General features: G+C 41.9%; 16 protein-coding genes. All 16 read left to right on the top strand.

Going from position 1 to position 18,937, the window contains the following annotated elements; all coding sequences use genetic code 11:
* Nucleotides 1–133 precede the first annotated feature (133 nt).
* Nucleotides 134–607, top strand: coding sequence for a transcriptional regulator NrdR (gene nrdR, locus N8M95_RS07405; RefSeq protein ID WP_001203672.1), 474 nt, complete (start codon nt 134–136; stop codon nt 605–607).
* The gene (locus N8M95_RS07400) at nt 608–1,777 is read left to right on the top strand and encodes a replication initiation and membrane attachment family protein (protein ID WP_261116931.1); all 1,170 of its coding nucleotides are present in this window, start codon (nt 608–610) and stop codon (nt 1,775–1,777) included.
* Nucleotides 1,778–2,674, top strand: coding sequence for a primosomal protein DnaI (dnaI, locus tag N8M95_RS07395; RefSeq protein ID WP_049502451.1), 897 nt, complete (start codon nt 1,778–1,780; stop codon nt 2,672–2,674).
* The gene (locus tag N8M95_RS07390) at nt 2,671–3,384 is read left to right on the top strand and encodes an NADPH-dependent oxidoreductase (protein ID WP_261116929.1); all 714 of its coding nucleotides are present in this window, start codon (nt 2,671–2,673) and stop codon (nt 3,382–3,384) included. Before dnaI ends, N8M95_RS07390 begins: the two co-directional genes overlap by 4 nt.
* Before the next feature lie 13 nt (nt 3,385–3,397).
* Nucleotides 3,398–4,708, top strand: coding sequence for a ribosome biogenesis GTPase Der (gene der / locus N8M95_RS07385; RefSeq protein ID WP_001207696.1), 1,311 nt, complete (start codon nt 3,398–3,400; stop codon nt 4,706–4,708).
* Nucleotides 4,709–4,791: 83 nt separating this feature from the next.
* Nucleotides 4,792–5,127 carry a hypothetical protein gene (locus N8M95_RS07380; protein ID WP_004238753.1) on the top strand — a complete coding sequence of 112 codons (336 nt, stop codon included), beginning with the start codon at nt 4,792–4,794 and terminating at the stop codon, nt 5,125–5,127.
* Between the two features lie 65 nt (nt 5,128–5,192).
* Nucleotides 5,193–5,540, top strand: coding sequence for a hypothetical protein (locus N8M95_RS07375; RefSeq protein WP_261116927.1), 348 nt, complete (start codon nt 5,193–5,195; stop codon nt 5,538–5,540).
* 139 nt (nt 5,541–5,679) lie between these two features.
* On the top strand, nt 5,680–5,967 hold the full coding sequence (locus tag N8M95_RS07370; protein ID WP_049551076.1) for a membrane protein: 288 nt from the start codon (nt 5,680–5,682) through the stop codon (nt 5,965–5,967).
* A gap of 145 nt (nt 5,968–6,112) precedes the next feature.
* A complete protein-coding gene (gene secA / locus N8M95_RS07365; RefSeq protein ID WP_078238162.1) occupies nt 6,113–8,626 on the top strand; it encodes a preprotein translocase subunit SecA in 2,514 nt (837 codons plus the stop codon).
* An 80-nt stretch (nt 8,627–8,706) separates the two neighbouring features.
* Nucleotides 8,707–9,738, top strand: a complete 1,032-nt coding sequence (locus N8M95_RS07360) for a 3-deoxy-7-phosphoheptulonate synthase (protein WP_084930262.1) — start codon at nt 8,707–8,709, stop codon at nt 9,736–9,738.
* A gap of 1 nt (nt 9,739) precedes the next feature.
* The gene (locus N8M95_RS07355; RefSeq protein WP_000864041.1) at nt 9,740–10,771 is read left to right on the top strand and encodes a 3-deoxy-7-phosphoheptulonate synthase; all 1,032 of its coding nucleotides are present in this window, start codon (nt 9,740–9,742) and stop codon (nt 10,769–10,771) included.
* A 44-nt stretch (nt 10,772–10,815) separates the two neighbouring features.
* Nucleotides 10,816–11,178 (top strand): holo-ACP synthase, encoded by a 363-nt coding sequence (gene acpS / locus N8M95_RS07350; protein ID WP_261116953.1) that lies wholly within the window; start codon nt 10,816–10,818, stop codon nt 11,176–11,178.
* The gene (alr, locus tag N8M95_RS07345; protein WP_000648064.1) at nt 11,168–12,271 is read left to right on the top strand and encodes an alanine racemase; all 1,104 of its coding nucleotides are present in this window, start codon (nt 11,168–11,170) and stop codon (nt 12,269–12,271) included. The genes acpS and alr overlap by 11 nt, the downstream gene beginning before the upstream one ends.
* A gap of 18 nt (nt 12,272–12,289) precedes the next feature.
* Entirely contained in the window at nt 12,290–14,305 is a 2,016-nt protein-coding gene (gene recG, locus N8M95_RS07340; RefSeq protein WP_261116925.1) for an ATP-dependent DNA helicase RecG, read from the top strand.
* 321 nt (nt 14,306–14,626) lie between these two features.
* The gene (locus N8M95_RS07335) at nt 14,627–15,607 is read left to right on the top strand and encodes an acetylxylan esterase (RefSeq protein WP_261116924.1); all 981 of its coding nucleotides are present in this window, start codon (nt 14,627–14,629) and stop codon (nt 15,605–15,607) included.
* Nucleotides 15,608–15,935: 328 nt separating this feature from the next.
* Nucleotides 15,936–18,937 (top strand): SIALI-17 repeat-containing surface protein (locus tag N8M95_RS07330; RefSeq protein ID WP_261116923.1); only part of this gene is annotated, 3,002 nt, incomplete at its 3' end.

Raw genomic sequence — 18,937 nt, 5'->3', positions numbered from 1 at the left:
CTCCTTTCTTTTATCCTTTTGTCTTAATTAAATAATACAACAAAACAAAAAACTTGTCAAGCAAAAAGAAGAATTGTTTTGGGAATCGCTTAAAAAATGGTATAATGAAAAGAAAACGATAAGGAGGGAAAGGATGCGTTGTCCAAAATGTGGGGCTACCAAGTCAAGTGTTATCGATAGTCGCCAAGCAGAAGAAGGGAACACCATTCGTAGAAGACGTGAGTGCGACGAATGCCAGCACCGTTTTACAACCTACGAACGAGTAGAAGAAAGAACCTTAGTGGTTGTTAAAAAAGATGGCACACGGGAACAATTCTCCAGAGATAAAATCTTTAATGGGATTATTCGCTCAGCCCAGAAACGTCCTGTGTCAAGTGATGAAATCAACATGGTAGTCAATCGTATCGAACAGAAACTCCGTGGTCGAAATGAAAATGAAATTCAAAGTGAGGACATTGGTTCACTCGTCATGGAGGAGTTGGCTGAGTTAGATGAGATTACCTATGTACGTTTTGCCAGTGTCTATCGTAGTTTTAAGGATGTTAGTGAGTTAGAGAGCTTGCTCCAACAAATCACCCAGTCCTCTAAAAAGAAAAAGGAAAGATAAATGAAGCCAATTGACCGTTTTTCTTATCTAAAGAATAATCGGGTGTCGCAAGATACCTCATCTCTGGTACAGTGCTACCTCCCGATTATCGGTCAGGAGGCACTGAGCCTTTATCTTTATACAATCAATTTTTGGGATAATGGTAGAAAGGAATATCTTTTTTCAAGCATTCTTAACCATCTCAACTTTGGGATGGATAGACTGATAAAATCCCTGAAAATCCTATCTGCTTTCAATCTCTTAACCCTCTATCAAAAGGGGGATGTTTATCAGCTAGCCCTCCATGCTCCTCTTTCAAGTCAAGATTTCTTGGAGCATCCTGTTTATCGCAGACTTTTGGAGAAAAAGATTGGCGATGCAGCTGTGGAGGATTTGAAAGTTGAAAGTGCTGATGGTGAAGAAATACCTGTCTCACTCAATCAAGTCTTTCCAGACTTGGCAGAACTGGGAAGTCAAGAAGACCTTGGTCTCAAGAAGAAAGTGGCCAACGATTTTGACTTGGACCATTTTCGTCAGATTATGGCTCGAGATGGGCTTCGTTTTGCGGATGAGCAGTCCGATGTCTTAAACCTCTTTGCCATTGCTGAGGAGAAGAAATGGACTTGGTTTGAAACTTATCAATTGGCCAAGTCAACAGCTGTTTCCCAGGTTATTTCAACCAAACGCATGCGGGAAAAAATCGCTCAAAAACCTGTTTCCTCTGACTTTAGTCCTAAGGAAGCAACCATTATCAAAGAGGCTAAAAGTAAAACTGCCCTGCAGTTCTTAGCAGAAATCAAGCAAACTCGTAAGGCAAGTATTACCCAAACAGAAAGGGAACTCTTGCAACAGATGGCTGGCTTGGGCTTGCTGGACGAAGTCATTAATATCATTCTCTTGTTGACCTTTAATAAGGTGGATTCGGCAAATATCAATGAGAAATATGCCATGAAAGTAGCCAATGACTATGCCTATCAAAAGATTCATTCGGCAGAAGAAGCAGTCATGCGAATCCGTGAGCGAGGGCAGAAAAGTCAGGTTCAAAAAACTAGTAAACCCGGTCCTGCCAAGTCCAATGTACCCAAGTGGAGCAATCCAGATTATAAGAATGAAACCAGCGAGGAAACTCGTCTGGAACTAGAACGTAAGAAACAAGAACTATTAGCTCGATTAGAAAAAGGAGGAGATTAGATGGAAAGTGTCGGAGACGTACTCAAACGTCAACCTAGCCGTTTTCATTATCAAGATTTGGTCCAGAAAATCATGAAGGACCCTGATGTTGCGGCCTTTATCCAGCAAGAATCCTTGACTCCAGAGGAATTAAATCGCAGTATCTCCAAGTTTAATCAGTACATCACCGAGCGTGACAAATTTCTCCGTGGGGATACGGCTTATATTGCCAAAGGCTACAAGCCGATTTTGGTTATGAATCATGGCTATGCGGATGTTTCTTATGAAGAAACTCCTGAACTAATCGCAGCAGAAAAAGAAGCGGCTATTAAGAATCGTCTCAAGTTAATCAATCTGCCAGCCAGTCTCAAGAAAGCTAGTTTGGCTCAAGTAGATTTGGATGATTTGGGGCGCTTGCCAGTTTTTGAAAAGCTATTAGCTTTCGTGGAACAATATCCAGCTATTAGAAAAGGTCTTTACCTATATGGAGATTTTGGTGTGGGTAAAAGTTTCATGGTGGCTGCCTTAGCCCATGATTTATCAGAAAAACGTGGTGTTTCATCAACTCTCCTCCACTATCCTAGCTTTGTCATAGATGTCAAAAATGCTATCGGTGATGGTAATGTCAAGACCTTGGTGGATGAGATTAAGCTTTCTGAAGTCCTGATTTTAGATGATATTGGTGCCGAGCAATCAACAGCTTGGGTGCGGGATGAAATCCTACAAGTCATTCTCCAATATCGGATGCAGGAAAATTTACCGACCTTTTTCACATCCAACTTCAACTTTGAAGAATTGGAGCTGCATTTCGCTAAAGGGAAACATGGAAATGACGAAACCTGGGAAGCCAGACGGGTCATGGAACGTATCCGTTATCTGGCTGAGGAGACTCGTTTAGAAGGAGTGAACCGTCGATGACAGAAACGATTAAACTGATGAAAGCTCATAAGTCTGTTCGAAGATTTAAGGAGCAAGTCATCCCTCAGGAGGACTTGACTGAAATCCTGACAGCAGCTCAGATGGCCTCGTCTTGGAAGAATTTCCAATCCTACTCTGTGATTGCGGTACGAAGTCAAGAAAAGAAAGATGCCTTGTATGAATTGGTGCCTCAAGAAGCCATTCGCCAATCTGCTGTTTTCCTTCTCTTTGTCGGAGATTTGAACCGAGCTGAAAAGGGAGCTCAACTTCATACTGACACCTTCCAACCTCAAGGTGTGGAAGGCCTCTTGATTAGTTCGGTCGATGCGGCCCTTGCTGGTCAAAATGCCCTGCTGGCAGCTGAAAGTTTGGGCTATGGCGGTGTCATCATTGGCTTGGTGCGTTACAAGTCAGAAGAAGTATCAGAACTCTTTAATTTGCCTGACTATACTTATCCTGTTTTTGGGATGGCACTAGGTCTTCCAAATGAAGAACATGAAGTCAAACCTCGCTTGCCATTGAATCAAGTAGTATTTGAGGAAGAATATCAGGAACAAACAGTTGATGTGATTGAGGCTTACGACCGTGTACAGGCTGACTATGCTGGGGCGCGTGCGACCACAAGTTGGAGTCAGCGCTTAGCAGAACAGTTTGGTCAAGCTGAACCAAGCTCAACTAGAAAAAATCTTGAACAGAAGAAGTTATTGTAGAAAGTGAGAAATTATGGCCCTACCAACTATTGCCATTGTAGGACGTCCCAATGTTGGGAAATCAACCCTATTTAATCGGATCGCTGGTGAGCGAATCTCCATTGTAGAAGATGTCGAAGGAGTGACACGTGACCGTATCTATGCGACGGGTGAGTGGCTCAATCGTTCTTTTAGCATGATTGATACAGGAGGAATCGATGATGTCGATGCTCCGTTCATGGAACAAATCAAGCACCAGGCAGAAATTGCCATGGAAGAAGCAGATGTTATCGTTTTTGTCGTGTCTGGTAAGGAAGGGATTACCGATGCGGACGAGTACGTAGCCCGTAAGCTTTATAAGACCCACAAACCAGTTATCCTCGCAGTTAACAAGGTGGACAACCCTGAGATGCGAAATGATATCTATGATTTCTATGCTCTCGGTTTGGGTGAACCATTGCCTATCTCATCTGTCCATGGTATCGGTACAGGGGATGTGCTAGATGCTATTGTGGAAAATCTTCCAAATGAATATGAAGAAGAAAACCCAGATGTCATTAAGTTTAGCTTGATTGGTCGTCCTAACGTCGGAAAATCAAGCTTGATTAACGCTATTTTGGGAGAAGACCGTGTTATTGCTAGTCCTGTTGCTGGAACAACGCGTGACGCTATTGATACCCACTTTACAGATACAGATGGTCAAGAGTTTACCATGATTGATACGGCTGGTATGCGTAAGTCTGGTAAGGTTTATGAAAATACCGAGAAATATTCTGTCATGCGTGCCATGCGTGCTATTGACCGTTCAGATGTGGTCTTAATGGTCATCAATGCGGAAGAAGGTATTCGTGAATACGATAAGCGTATTGCAGGATTTGCCCATGAAGCTGGTAAAGGGATGATTATCGTGGTCAACAAGTGGGATACACTTGAAAAAGACAACCACACTATGAAAAACTGGGAAGAAGATATTCGTGAGCAGTTCCAATACCTGCCTTACGCACCGATTATCTTTGTATCCGCTTTGACCAAGCAACGTCTCCACAAACTTCCTGAGATGATTAAGCAAATCAGTGAAAGTCAAAATACACGTATTCCATCAGCTGTCTTGAACGATGTTATCATGGATGCCATTGCCATCAACCCAACACCGACAGACAAAGGAAAACGACTTAAGATTTTCTATGCGACTCAAGTGGCAACCAAACCACCGACCTTTGTTATCTTTGTCAACGAAGAAGAACTCATGCACTTTTCTTACCTGCGTTTCTTGGAAAATCAAATCCGCAAGGCCTTTGTCTTTGAAGGAACACCGATTCATCTCATCGCAAGAAAACGTAAATAAAAAAGCAGAATCTGGAATGACATTTCCAGATTTTTTTGATAAAATGAAGTTAAAGAAAGCGCTACCAAAAAGAGGTGTTGATGATGGAACATTTGTTTAAATTGTTAATCTTATTACCCTGTTTTTACTTTTTCAGCTGGATTGAAAAGGCCAACAGAGATAGTAAATTTTTCCCAATTTTTTACTATTTTTACTGGATTTACATCACCCTCTATGCTCTTTTTAGCCTTGCTTGGACAGTTTTTTCAGTCCTATTTTTCAATATCCTATTGAGAAATGTGGCAGACATCAAGTCTTGGGGCATTTGGCTATTATTACTACTTATTGCTTTTTCCAGTTCTTGGTTAACCTATATCTTTTTCAAAAAAATGCTTCGCTTGAGACGGGAACTGGGGAAGTCTAAAGGTGGAAAGCATTGATTTATATTGGTAAGAACATTTAATAGAATGAAACTAAAGAAAACAATTTTAAAGAGGAGGTGTCGATGATGAAACTGTCGTTTAATTGGTTTCATTTGATACTCTTATTTCCCTGCTTTTACTTTTTTTATTGGATAGATAATGCTGATAGAAACAGTAAGTTTTTCCCCATTATCTACTATTTCTACTGGATTTATATTTCCCTTTTAGCTCTGTTTAGCTTGGATATGACAATTTTTTCATTCTTATTTTTCCCTTTTGTTCTAAATTATGTATCAGATGCTAGTACTTGGGGTGTTGGGTTGCTTTTGATAGTCATATCTCTAGGGAGTGACTGGTTAGATTATATCTTTTTCAAAAACATGTTTCGCTTGAGACAGGAGCTAGGGAAGTCTAAAGGTGGAAGGTATTGATTTATACTCTTCGAAAATCAAATTCAAACCACGTCAACATCGCCTTGCCGTACTCAAGTACAGCCTGCGGCTAGTTTCCTAGTTTGCTCTTTGATTTTCATTGATTATTATATTACTTTCTATTTGTAGGAGGTTGCTTATGGAACGTCTAAAATCATTTATTACACGCTATTCTAAGGTCTATATTGGTTTAGTTCTGCTGATCTGGCTGGCTTTCTTCTTTGTTCCTTGGGATAAACCAGTTCTGGGAATATCTATCAATCTCTTAATCATGCAGAAAGTTTTACTAGTTTTTGGAATTCTGTCGATTTTGATGGCCTTGCTGTCCAAGAAAGTCAGTCTCTTTGTTTTTGGACTTATCTGTTGTCTTTCCTTTTGGATAAATCTATTTATCCTATTCGCTATTTTGCCGATTTTTGGCAATTAAAGTATCATAAAAATCAGAGAGGTTAGCTTGGAAACTAGCCTCTTTTTCCTTTTCAAAATGGGGATTCTTCCTTGAAAATAATCAGTAATTGTGCTAAAATTAAAAGAACATTCTAAAATATTCGGAATTTAAAGTAAGGAAAAACATGGCTAATATTTTAAAAACAATTATCGAAAATGATAAAGGAGAAATCCGTCGTCTGGAAAAGATGGCTGACAAGGTTTTCAAATACGAAGACCAAATGGCTGCTTTGACTGACGACCAACTAAAAGCAAAAACAGTTGAATTTAAAGAACGTTATCAAAATGGAGAATCACTGGATTCATTGCTTTATGAAGCATTTGCGGTTGTCCGTGAGGGTGCCAAACGTGTCCTAGGTCTCTTCCCATATAAGGTTCAGGTCATGGGGGGAATCGTTCTTCACCATGGTGACGTGCCAGAGATGCGTACAGGGGAAGGGAAAACCTTGACTGCGACCATGCCCGTATACCTCAACGCCCTTTCAGGTAAAGGGGTTCACGTAGTTACGGTCAATGAATACCTATCAGAGCGTGACGCGACTGAGATGGGTGAATTGTACTCATGGCTTGGCTTGTCAGTAGGAATTAACTTGGCTGCCAAATCTCCAATGGAGAAAAAAGAAGCCTATGAGTGTGATATTACTTACTCAACCAACTCAGAAATCGGATTTGACTACCTTCGTGATAACATGGTCGTTCGTGCTGAAAACATGGTACAACGTCCGCTTAACTATGCCTTGGTCGATGAGGTTGACTCAATCTTGATTGATGAGGCCCGTACACCTTTGATCGTATCAGGTGCTAATGCAGTTGAAACCAGTCAGCTCTACCACATGGCAGACCACTATGTAAAATCTTTGGACAAAGACGACTACATCATCGATGTACAGTCTAAAACTATTGGTTTGTCTGATTCAGGGATTGACAAGGCTGAAAGCTATTTCAAACTTGACAATCTCTATGACATCGAAAACGTAGCTCTGACTCACTTTATCGATAACGCCCTTCGTGCTAACTATATCATGCTTCTCGATATTGATTATGTGGTGAGCGAAGAACAAGAAATCTTGATCGTTGACCAATTTACAGGTCGTACCATGGAAGGTCGTCGTTATTCTGATGGATTGCACCAAGCCATTGAAGCCAAAGAAGGTGTGCCAATTCAGGATGAAACTAAGACATCTGCCTCAATCACTTACCAAAACCTTTTCCGTATGTACAAGAAATTGTCTGGTATGACGGGTACAGGTAAGACTGAGGAAGAAGAATTCCGTGAAATTTACAACATTCGTGTTATTCCAATCCCAACCAACCGTCCTGTTCAACGTATTGACCACTCAGACCTTCTTTATGCAAGTATCGAGGCTAAGTTTAAGGCGGTTGTCGAAGATGTTAAGGCTCGTTACCAAAAAGGTCAACCAGTCTTGGTTGGTACAGTAGCGGTTGAAACCAGTGACTATATTTCTAAGAAATTAGTCGCAGCTGGCGTTCCTCACGAGGTCTTGAATGCCAAAAACCACTATAAAGAAGCCCAAATCATCATGAATGCTGGTCAACGTGGTGCTGTTACCATTGCGACTAACATGGCCGGTCGTGGTACTGACATCAAGCTTGGTGAAGGAGTTCGCGAATTGGGTGGACTTTGTGTTATTGGTACAGAGCGTCATGAAAGCCGTCGTATCGATAACCAGCTTCGTGGACGTTCAGGTCGTCAAGGAGACCCAGGTGAGTCACAATTCTACCTATCTCTTGAAGATGATTTGATGAAACGTTTTGGTTCTGAACGCTTGAAGGGAATCTTTGAACGTCTCAACATGTCTGAAGAGGCCATTGAGTCTCGTATGTTGACACGTCAGGTTGAAGCGGCTCAAAAACGTGTCGAAGGAAATAACTACGATACCCGTAAACAAGTCCTTCAATACGATGATGTCATGCGTGAACAACGTGAAATTATCTACGCTCAACGTTACGATGTTATCACTGCAGACCGTGACTTGGCGCCTGAAATTCATTCAATGATCAAACGCACGATTGGTCGTGTCGTTGATGGTCATGCGCGTGCTAAACAAGATGAAAAACTAGAAGCGATTTTGAACTTTGCTAAGTACAACTTGCTTCCAGAAGATTCTATTACGATGGAAGACTTGTCAGGCTTGTCTGATAAGGCTATCAAGGAAGAGCTCTTCCAACGTGCCTTGAAGGTTTACGACAGTCAAGTTTCAAAACTACGAGATGAAGAAGCAGTTAAAGAATTCCAAAAAGTTTTGATTCTACGAGTGGTGGATAACAAGTGGACAGATCATATCGACGCTCTTGATCAATTGCGTAACGCGGTTGGACTTCGTGGCTATGCTCAGAACAACCCTGTTGTTGAGTATCAGGCAGAAGGTTTCCGTATGTTTAATGACATGATTGGTTCGATTGAGTTTGATGTGACACGTTTGATGATGAAAGCACAAATTCATGAACAAGAAAGACCACAAGCAGAACACCATATCAGTACAACAGCGACTCGCAATATCGCTGCCCACCAAGCAAATATCCCAGAAGATTTGGATTTGAGTCAGATTGGACGGAATGAACTTTGCCCATGTGGTTCTGGTAAGAAGTTTAAAAACTGTCACGGTAAAAGACAATAAAATGAGATAGTTTAGAGGCGGATACCTTGTGAAAAGTAAATTTTTACTTGGTATCCGTTTGCTTTATAAGGAGATGAGTTATGGTATTTACAGCAAAAAGTCCTAAAATTAATATTGAAGAAGTTCGTGCCTTATCAAAACTAGAAGGCCAAGCTTTAGAGAGGAAATCACAACGCGATCAAGAGCTAGAGGCTATTATACGTGGAGAAGACCAGCGAATTCTCTTGGTAATTGGGCCATGCTCATCTGACAATGAAGAAGCTGTCCTTGAGTACGCTAAGCGTTTGGCAACTCTACAAGAAGAAGTGGCAGACCGTATCTTTATGGTTATGCGTGTTTATACTGCCAAACCTCGTACCAACGGAGATGGCTATAAGGGCTTGATTCACCAGCCTAACGCGACGGAAGCGCCAAGCCTCATCAACGGAATCAAAGCCGTTCGCCATCTCCACTATCGTGTCATCACAGAAACAGGTATGACGACAGCTGATGAAATGCTTTATCCTGAAAATCTTCCGCTAGTAGATGATTTGATTTCTTACATGGCGGTTGGTGCCCGTTCGGTTGAAGACCAGCAACACCGCTTTGTGGCAAGTGGGGCAGATTTCGCAACTGGTTTTAAAAATCCGACATCTGGAAATCTCAATGTTATGTTTAATGGGATTTATGCTGCTCAAAACAAACAAAGTTTCCTTTTCCTAGGAAAAGAAGTGGAAACAACTGGGAACCCGCTTTCGCACGCCATTCTTCGTGGAGCAATCAATGAATATGGTAAGAATATTCCTAACTACTACTATGATAATTTGATGGATACTATTGCTCAATATGAGAAAATGGGCTTGGAAAATCCTTTTATCATTGTGGACACCAATCATGACAATTCTGGTAAGCAATATATGGATCAGATTCGAATTGTCCGCCAGACCTTGATTAACCGTGATTGGAATGAAAAAATCAAGCAGTACGTTCGTGGCTTTATGATTGAGTCTTATCTAGAAGACGGCCGTCAGAACGAACCGGAAGTATTTGGCAAGTCTATCACGGACCCTTGCCTGGGCTGGGAGAATACGGAAGCCCTTGTCAGAGAAATCTACCAAACGCTAGGAGAATAAGATGGCATTTATTGAAAAAGGTCAAGAAATCGATATTGAAGCAATCAAGGCAGAAACCCAATTGTCTGCGGAAGCCTTGCGACTAAAGGAGCGCCGTGATAGAGAATTGGCAGACATCATTTCAGGAGAAGATGACCGGATCCTTTTGGTGATTGGTCCGTGCTCTTCTGATAATGAAGAGGCTGTCTTGGAATATGCCCGCCGTTTATCCGCCTTGCAAAAGAAGGTGGCGGACAAGATTTTCATGGTTATGCGTGTTTATACAGCTAAACCTCGTACCAACGGAGATGGCTATAAGGGTTTGGTTCACCAACCGGATACTTCTAAGGCTCCAAGTCTGATCAATGGCTTGCAGGCTGTGCGCCAGTTGCACTATCGTGTGATTACAGAGACTGGTTTGACAACGGCAGATGAGATGCTTTATCCGTCAAATCTGGTATTGGTAGATGATTTGGTCAGCTACCATGCTGTTGGGGCTCGTTCTGTGGAAGACCAAGAGCACCGCTTTGTGGCTTCAGGAATTGATGCACCAGTCGGAATGAAAAATCCAACCTCTGGAAATCTTGGTGTTATGTTTAATGGCATCTATGCCGCTCAAAATAAACAGACCTTCCTTTTCCATGGGCAAGAAGTTGAGACTTCAGGAAATCCCTTGGCTCACGTCATCCTTCGTGGTGCAGTCAATGAGTATGGGAAAAATGAGCCTAACTTTTACTATGAAACCTTGCTAAATGCCATTGAACGCTATGAAGCCATGGGACTTGAAAATCCCTTTATCCTCATTGACACTAACCATGATAACTCAGGCAAGCAATATATGGAGCAGATTCGAATTGTTCGCCAGACCTTGCAAAATCGTGATTGGAACGAGAAAATCAAAAAGACGGTTCGAGGCTTTATGATTGAATCTTACCTAGCAGATGGTCGTCAAAACCAACCAGAGGTCTTTGGTTGCTCTATTACCGATCCTTGCCTAGGTTGGGAGAATACAGAGGCCTTGGTAGAAGAGATTTACGCTACCTTGACAAAATAAGTGAAAAGGATGGAGTTGGGGAATCTCAACTCCTTTTGATGAGAATGATAGTTGGACACGGAATTGACATAGAAGAATTAGCTTCGATAGAAAGCGCAGTTAAACGACATGAAGGCTTTGCTAAGCGCGTGCTGACCGCTAAGGAAATGGAGCGCTTCACCAGTCTCAAAGGGCGCAGGCAGATTGAATATTTGGCTGGTCGCTGGTCGGCTAAGGAGGCCTTTTCCAAGGCTATGGGAACTGGTATTGGCAAGCTCGGTTTTCAAGATTTAGAAGTCTTGAATAATGAACGCGGGGCGCCTTATTTTAGTCAGTCACCATTTTCAGGAAAGATTTGGCTGTCTATCAGCCATACAGATCAGTTTGTGACAGCCAGTGTCATTTTGGAGGAAAATCATGAAAGCTAGTCCGCATAGACCAACCAAGGCTCTGATTCATCTGGGAGCTATTCGACAAAATATTCAGCAAATGGGGGCTCATATCCCTGAAGGAACACTCAAATTTGCAGTAGTCAAGGCTAATGCCTATGGTCATGGAGCTGTTGCCGTTGCCACGACTATTCAAGATGATGTTGATGGCTTTTGCGTTTCCAATATCGATGAAGCTATTGAACTCAGACAGGCTGGACTCAGCAAGCGAATCCTTATTTTAGGAGTTTCTGAAATCGAAGTTGTTGCTCTAGCTAAAGAATATGACATCACCTTGACTGTAGCTGGACTGGAGTGGATTCAAGCACTCTTAGATAAGGAAGCGGACTTAACTGGATTAACAGTCCACCTCAAGATTGATTCAGGAATGGGACGGATTGGTTTTCGAGAGGCTCATGAGGCTGAGCAGGCTCAAGACTTGCTCCAACAACATGGTGCTCGTGTTGAAGGGATTTTTACCCACTTTGCTACTGCAGACGAGAAATCAGATGACTACTTTAATACCCAGTTAGAACGGTTTAAAACTATTTTAGCCGGTATGAAAGGTCTTCCAGAGCTGATACATGCCAGCAATTCGGCAACGACTCTTTGGCATGCAGAGACTATTTTCAATGCGGTCCGTATGGGGGATGCCATGTATGGTCTTAATCCTAGCGGAGAGGTTTTGGACTTACCTTATGACTTGAAACCAGCCTTGACCTTGGAATCTGCTCTGGTTCATGTCAAGACAGTTTCAGCTGGAGCTTGCATGGGCTATGGAGCAACTTATCAGGCGGATAGCGAGCAAGTCATAGCGACGGTGCCAATCGGCTATGCGGATGGTTGGACACGAGATATGCAAAATTTCGCTGTCTTGGTAGATGGGCAAGCTTGCCCAATCGTTGGGCGGGTTTCGATGGACCAAATCACCATTCGTCTGCCTAAGCTTTATCCCTTAGGAACAAAGGTAACCTTGATTGGTTCTAACGGGGACAAGGAAATTACAGCTACTCAGGTAGCGACCTACCGTGGGACTATTAACTATGAGGTGGTTTGTCTTCTCAGCGACCGCATTCCGAGAGAATATTATTAGAAAAGAAAGGAGTGGAGCATGAATCTACATCAACCCTTGCATGTCTTACCTGGTGTGGGACCAAAGTCAGCAGAAAAATACGCCAAACTAGGAATTGAAAACTTGCAAGACCTCTTGCTCTACTTTCCTTTCCGTTACGAAGACTTTAAAACCAAGCAGGTGCTGGAGCTGGAAGACGGAGAAAAGGCGGTTTTGTCTGGTCAAGTCGTGACTCCTGCTAGTGTTCAGTATTATGGTTTCAAGCGCAATCGACTGCGTTTTAGTCTCAAGCAGGGAGAAGTTGTTTTTGCGGTGAATTTCTTTAACCAGCCCTATCTGGCTGATAAGATAGAGTTAGGAGCAACTCTTGCCGTCTTTGGAAAATGGGACCGTGCCAAGGCTAGTCTGACTGGGATGAAGGTCCTGGCTCAGGTGGAAGATGACCTCCAGCCTGTCTATCGTCTGACTCAGGGAATCAGTCAAGCCAGTCTGGTCAAGGTCATCAAAACGGCCTTTGATCAGGGCCTGGACCTCTTGATAGAGGAAAATCTGCCCCAGTCCTTGCTGGACAAATACAAACTCATGTCCCGTTGTCAGGCAGTCCGAGCTATGCATTTTCCAAAGGATTTGGGAGAATACAAGCAGGCCCTTCGCCGTATCAAGTTTGAGGAACTCTTTTATTTCCAAATGCAATTGCAAACGCTCAAATCTGAAAATAGAGTTCAGGGAAGCGGTCTGGTTCTGGACTGGTCTCAGGAAAAAGTGTCAGCTGTTAAAGAAAGTCTGCCATTTGCCCTGACCCAAGCTCAGGAAAAGAGTTTGCAGGAAATTTTAACTGATATGAAGTCCGACCACCACATGAATCGTCTCCTACAAGGGGATGTGGGGAGTGGGAAAACAGTAGTCGCTGGTTTGGCCATGTTTGCGGCGGTGACAGCTGGCTACCAATCAGCCCTCATGGTGCCAACAGAAATCTTAGCAGAGCAACACTTTGAGAGTTTGAAGAGTCTCTTCCCAGACTTGAAACTGGCTCTCTTAACAGGTTCCTTAAAAGCTGCAGAAAAAAGAGAAGTCTTGGAGACCATTGCCAAGGGTGAGGCCGACTTTATTATCGGAACTCATGCTTTGATACAAGATGGAGTGGATTATGATCGCCTTGGTTTGATTATTATCGATGAGCAGCACCGTTTTGGTGTGGGGCAAAGGCGTATTCTAAGGGAAAAAGGCGACAATCCAGATGTTCTCATGATGACAGCGACTCCTATTCCACGGACGCTGGCTATCACAGCCTTTGGCGATATGGATGTTTCCATTATCGACCAGATGCCAGCAGGGCGGAAGCCTATTGTGACACGCTGGATCAAGCATGAGCAACTACATCAGGTCTTGACTTGGTTAGAGGGGGAAATTCAAAAAGGTTCCCAAGCCTATGTCATCTCTCCCTTGATTGAAGAATCAGAAGCTCTGGATCTGAAAAATGCCATTGCCTTATCAGAAGAGTTGACGTCTCATTTTGCAGGTAAGGCAGAGGTGGCTCTTTTACATGGTAAGATGAAGAGTGATGAAAAAGACCAGATTATGCAGGAGTTCAAAGAGAGAAAAACGGATATTCTGGTTTCGACGACGGTTATCGAGGTCGGGGTCAATGTTCCCAATGCGACCGTCATGATTATCATGGATGCCGATCGCTTCGGGCTCAGCCAGCTTCACCAGCTCAGAGGTCGTGTCGGTCGGGGGGACAAGCAGTCCTATGCAGTTCTCGTTTCCAATCCCAAGACGGATTCTGGAAAAGATCGCATGCGCATCATGACAGAAACCACCAATGGATTTGTCCTTGCGGAGGAAGATTTGAAAATGCGTGGTTCAGGTGAGATTTTTGGAACCAGACAGTCAGGCCTTCCAGAATTCCAAGTGGCTGATATTATCGAAGATTTTCCGATTTTAGAAGAGGCTAGAAAGGTTGCCAGCTATATTAGTTCTATGGAAGGTTGGAAAGAGGATCCAGAATGGCGCATGATTGTCCTTCATTTGGAAAAGAAAGAACATCTAGATTAAGCTTTCTCTAAGGAAAACTTAAGCTAGCTTTTAGGTTTAACCTTTATACTAGAGTCATCAAAAAGAAACGAGGACTCTCACATGACCGTAACGATTAAAGTAAATTACCAAACCACTTATCAAAAGAAAGAAGATAAAAATTAAATTGTGAATAGACTAAAAAGAGCTTAAGAGCTCTTTTTTCTTGCTAAAAACCACTTTTAAGCGTTAGGAAATAAGGAGAGGAATTCAAATTCACTTTCTATTTATCCTTCTTTCTTGCATTGCTTTTCTAAATATGCTACAGTTGTGGTAGCGATTACAAAAATGAAGGAGCATGTTATGAAAAATCCAGCTTTGTTAGAAGAAATCAAGATTTATAGAGGACGGGATGAGGTTCCAGAAGACTTTGATGCTTTTTGGGATGAGGAAGTGAAAAAAGTTTCAACACTTCCAGCCTACCAGTTGGAGGAGAGAGATTTCCACATTCCCCAAGTCAAGTGCTATGAGTTAACTTTTAAAGGTAGCAATGAAGGTCAAGTTTATGCACGTCTAGTCATTCCAAAGAGTGAAGAAAAAGTTCCTGTGATTTTCCATTTCCATGGCTATATGGGTCGTGGTTGGGATTGGACTGACATGTTGGCCTTTACTGTAGCTGGTTATGGTGTTGTGTCTATGGATGTGCGTGGTCAATCAGGTTATTCTCAAGATGGTTTACGCTCACCTCTGGGCAATACTGTGAAAGGGCACATTATCCGGGGCGCAGTGGAAGGACGAGACCAGCTCTTTTATAAGGATGTTTATCTGGATATTTACCAGTTGGTTGAAATCATTGCTAGTCTACCTCAAGTTGATGAGAAGAGACTTTCTAGCTATGGTGCTTCGCAAGGAGGGGCTTTAGCCCTAGTTGCAGCAGCACTCAATCCTCGGATTCAGAAAACAGTTGCCATCTATCCCTTCTTGTCAGACTTCAGACGAGTGCTTGAGATTGGTAATACAAGTGAAGCCTATGACGAACTTTTCCGTTATTTCAAGTTTCACGACCCCTTCCACGAAACTGAGGAGGAAATCATGTCGACCCTTGCCTATATCGATGTGAAAAATCTTGCCCATCGTATAAAGGGTGAGGTTAAGATGATAACGGGCTTGGACGACGATGTTTGCTATCCTATTACCCAGTTTGCGATTTACAACCGTTTGACCTGCGATAAAGCCTATCGCATCATGCCTGAGTATGCCCACGAAGCCATGAATGTATTTGTCAATGATCAAGTCTACAATTGGCTCTGTGGTAGTGAGATTCTTTTTAAGTATATAAAGTGATGAATGAGAGAGCCCAGTAGCTCTCTATTTGTTATAAATGTTGAAAGTACTTTTAAAAATATTAAAATATTAAAATATCACTGAAAGTAAAATCTATTCTATGGCAAGCTCGAGATAAACCTATGACTTTATTGTATAATAAAGAAAAAGTGTCTAGGAAAGGAGTGAGAGAGCTACTGTTTGGATTGCAGCTAGCTAAATGTTGAAAGAGAGAAGGAGAGCAACTCTCGTCCATTAATTGCTTTCTTGTGTTTTCCTATGATGGGGAGTAAAAATTTTAAAGCAAAAAGAAAGCGCTTTATTTTTTGTGAAATTGAAAGGTAGAAAGATGAATCAGAAGAATTTTGATAGAAAACAAAGATATGGCATTCGTAAATTTGCAGTGGGTGTAGCATCTGTAACCATTGGTGCTGTGGTGTTTGGAGTAAATCCTGTATTGGCAAATGAACAAGGAAACTCAACTGTAACTGCAGCTGAAAATAATAATCAAGGTTTATCAGAATTACCAAAAGAAGCTTCTTCAGGAAGTCTTGCAAATTTAGATAGTGAATTAGCTGGAAAATTGGCAACAGCGAAAGACAATGGTGTGGAAGTTGATCAAGATAAGTTGAAGAAAAATGAGACTACTGAAGCAGAGACAACCACTCCAACAAATACCCCTGCAGCTGAAAACACACCAGCTCCTGCTGATAAACCAGAAACAGATTCTACAACTACAGAAGCCAGTAACAAGGACCAAGATAAAGAAGAAGAGGGAGTTATTCCTCGAGATTATTATGCTAGAAACATCGAAAATGCAACTCCAGTAGTGGAAAAAGAAGATATTGAAACAAATTCGAAAAATGGTCAGCGTGTAGACTTAGCCAGTGAATTAGATACATTGAAGAAGCTTCAAAATGCGACTATTCATATGGAATTTAAGCCAGATGCAAAAGCTCCAGCATTTTATAATCTATTTTCAGTGTCTAGTGATAAGAAAAAAGATGAGTACTTCACAATGGCTATTCTCAATAATACAGCCTTAATAGAGGGGCGTGATGCTAATGGAGCACAATTTTATGATAAATATACGGATGCTCCATTGAAAATTAAGCCTGGGCAGTGGAATTCGGTTACCTTTACTGTGGAAAGACCAAATGCAGACAATCCAGAAGGAAAAGTTAGACTTTATGTAAACGGTGTTTTATCGCGTACTAGCGTGAAGTCTGGTAAATTTATCAAGGATATGTCAGATATTACACATGCTCAACTTGGTGCAACAAATCGGGCAGGAAATTCAGTTTGGGGAGCAAATCTACAGGTTCGTAATTTAAGTGTCTATGACCGAGTACTGACTCCTGCTGAAGTTCAAAAACGTAGCCAATTATTTGAAAGATCTGATTTGGAGCAAAAGCTACCTGAGGGAGCTAAAGTTACTGAAAAACAAGATGTCTTTGAAAGTGGTATGCATAACCAACCAAATAAAGATGGCATCAAGAGTTATCGTATTCCTGCTCTTCTTAAGACAGATAAAGGCACTCTGATTGCTGGTGCAGATGAACGCCGTCTTCATTCAAGTGACTGGGGTGATATCGGCATGGTCGTTAGACGAAGTGAGGATAAGGGGAAGACATGGAGCGACCGAGTAACGATTACAAATTTACGAGACAATCCAAAAGCCTCTGATCCATCAATCGGTTCACCAGTGAACATCGATATGGTTTTGGTTCAAGATCCTGAAACAAAACGAATTTTTTCTATCTATGATATGTTCCCAGAAGGGAAAGGAATCTTTGGAATGGCTGCACAAAGAGAAGAAGCCTATAAACAAATCGATGGCAAAACTTACCAAATTCTCTACAAAGAAGGCGAAGAAGGTTCCTATACAATACGCGAAAATGGCACAGTTTATACTCCAGATGGGAAAGCAACCGATTATCGTGTTGTTGTAAACCCAGTTAAACCAGCTTATAGCGATAAGGGTGATTTGTATCAAGGGAATCAACTATTAGGAAATATTTATTTCACAAGCAATAAAACGTCTCCATTTAGAGTTGCTAAGGATTCTTATCTATGGATGTCTTACAGTGATGATGATGGTAAGACTTGGTCAGCACCTCAAGATATTACCCCAATGGTAAAAGCTGATTGGATGAAATTCTTAGGGGTTGGGCCTGGAACAGGAATTACTCTTCATACCGGACCTCATAAAGGTCGAATCATTGTACCTACTTATACAACTAATCAGACCAACCACTTAAACGGTTCTCAATCATCTCGGGTTATCTACTCAGATGACCATGGTAAGACTTGGCATATGGGAGGTGGTGTGAATGACCATCGTACGCTGACTGATGGCACTGTGATTGACTCCAGTACCATGAGTAATTATTATGCTCAAAATACCGAGTCCTCTGTTGTACAGTTAAATAATGGAGATCTCAAGCTCTTCATGCGTGGCTTGACAGGGGACCTTCAAGTTGCTACTAGTAAAGATGGTGGAGTAACTTGGGAAAATGATATAAAACGTTATGCGGATGTCAAGGATGTTTATGTTCAATTGGCTGCTATTCATACGATGCATGATGGAAAAGAGTATATTGTTCTTAGTAATGCAGGTGGACCAGGACGTTTCAACGGTTTGGTACACTTAGCCCGTGTCGAAGAAAATGGAGAGCTGACTTGGCTTAAGCATAATCCTATTCAAAGTGGTAAGTTTGCCTACAATTCTATTCAAGATCTCGGGAATGGCGAATATGGATTGCTTTATGAGCATGCAGATAACAACCAAAACGAATATACCTTGTCTTATAAGAAATTTAATTGGGATTTCTTAAGCAAGGATATGGTTTCTCCAACCGAAGCAAAAGTTACACATGCAGTTCATATGGGGCAAGGCATTATTGCTATGGAATTTGATTCAGAAGTATTGGTCAATCAAGCACCAACATTACAGCTTGCAAATGGTAAGACGGCTACGTTTATGACGCAGTATGACACAAAGACTCTATTGTTTACAGTAGATCCTGAGGATATTGGTCAAAAAGTTACAGGCTTAGCAGAAGGAGCTATCGAAAGTATGCATAATTTGCCTGTTTCAGTAGTTGGTTCTAAAATTACTCATGGTGTAAATGGAAGCGAAGCTGCAACAAATGAAGTTCCAGAATTTACAGGTGGAGTTAATGGCGTTGAGGCTGCAGTAACTGAAGAAGCTCCTGAATATACAGGTCCATTGGCAACAGTGGGAGAAGAACCAGCACCAACAGTAGAAAAACCAGAATTTACAGGTGGAGTTAATGGCGTTGAGGCTGCAGTAACTGAAGAAGCTCCTGAATATACAGGTCCATTGGC

It is taken from the genome of Streptococcus mitis (genome assembly GCF_946190325.1).
Classification (GTDB): Bacteria; Bacillota; Bacilli; order Lactobacillales; family Streptococcaceae; genus Streptococcus; species Streptococcus mitis_CF.
Note: the sequence above shows the minus strand (reverse complement) of the source record. Positions and strands in the feature narration are given on the sequence as shown.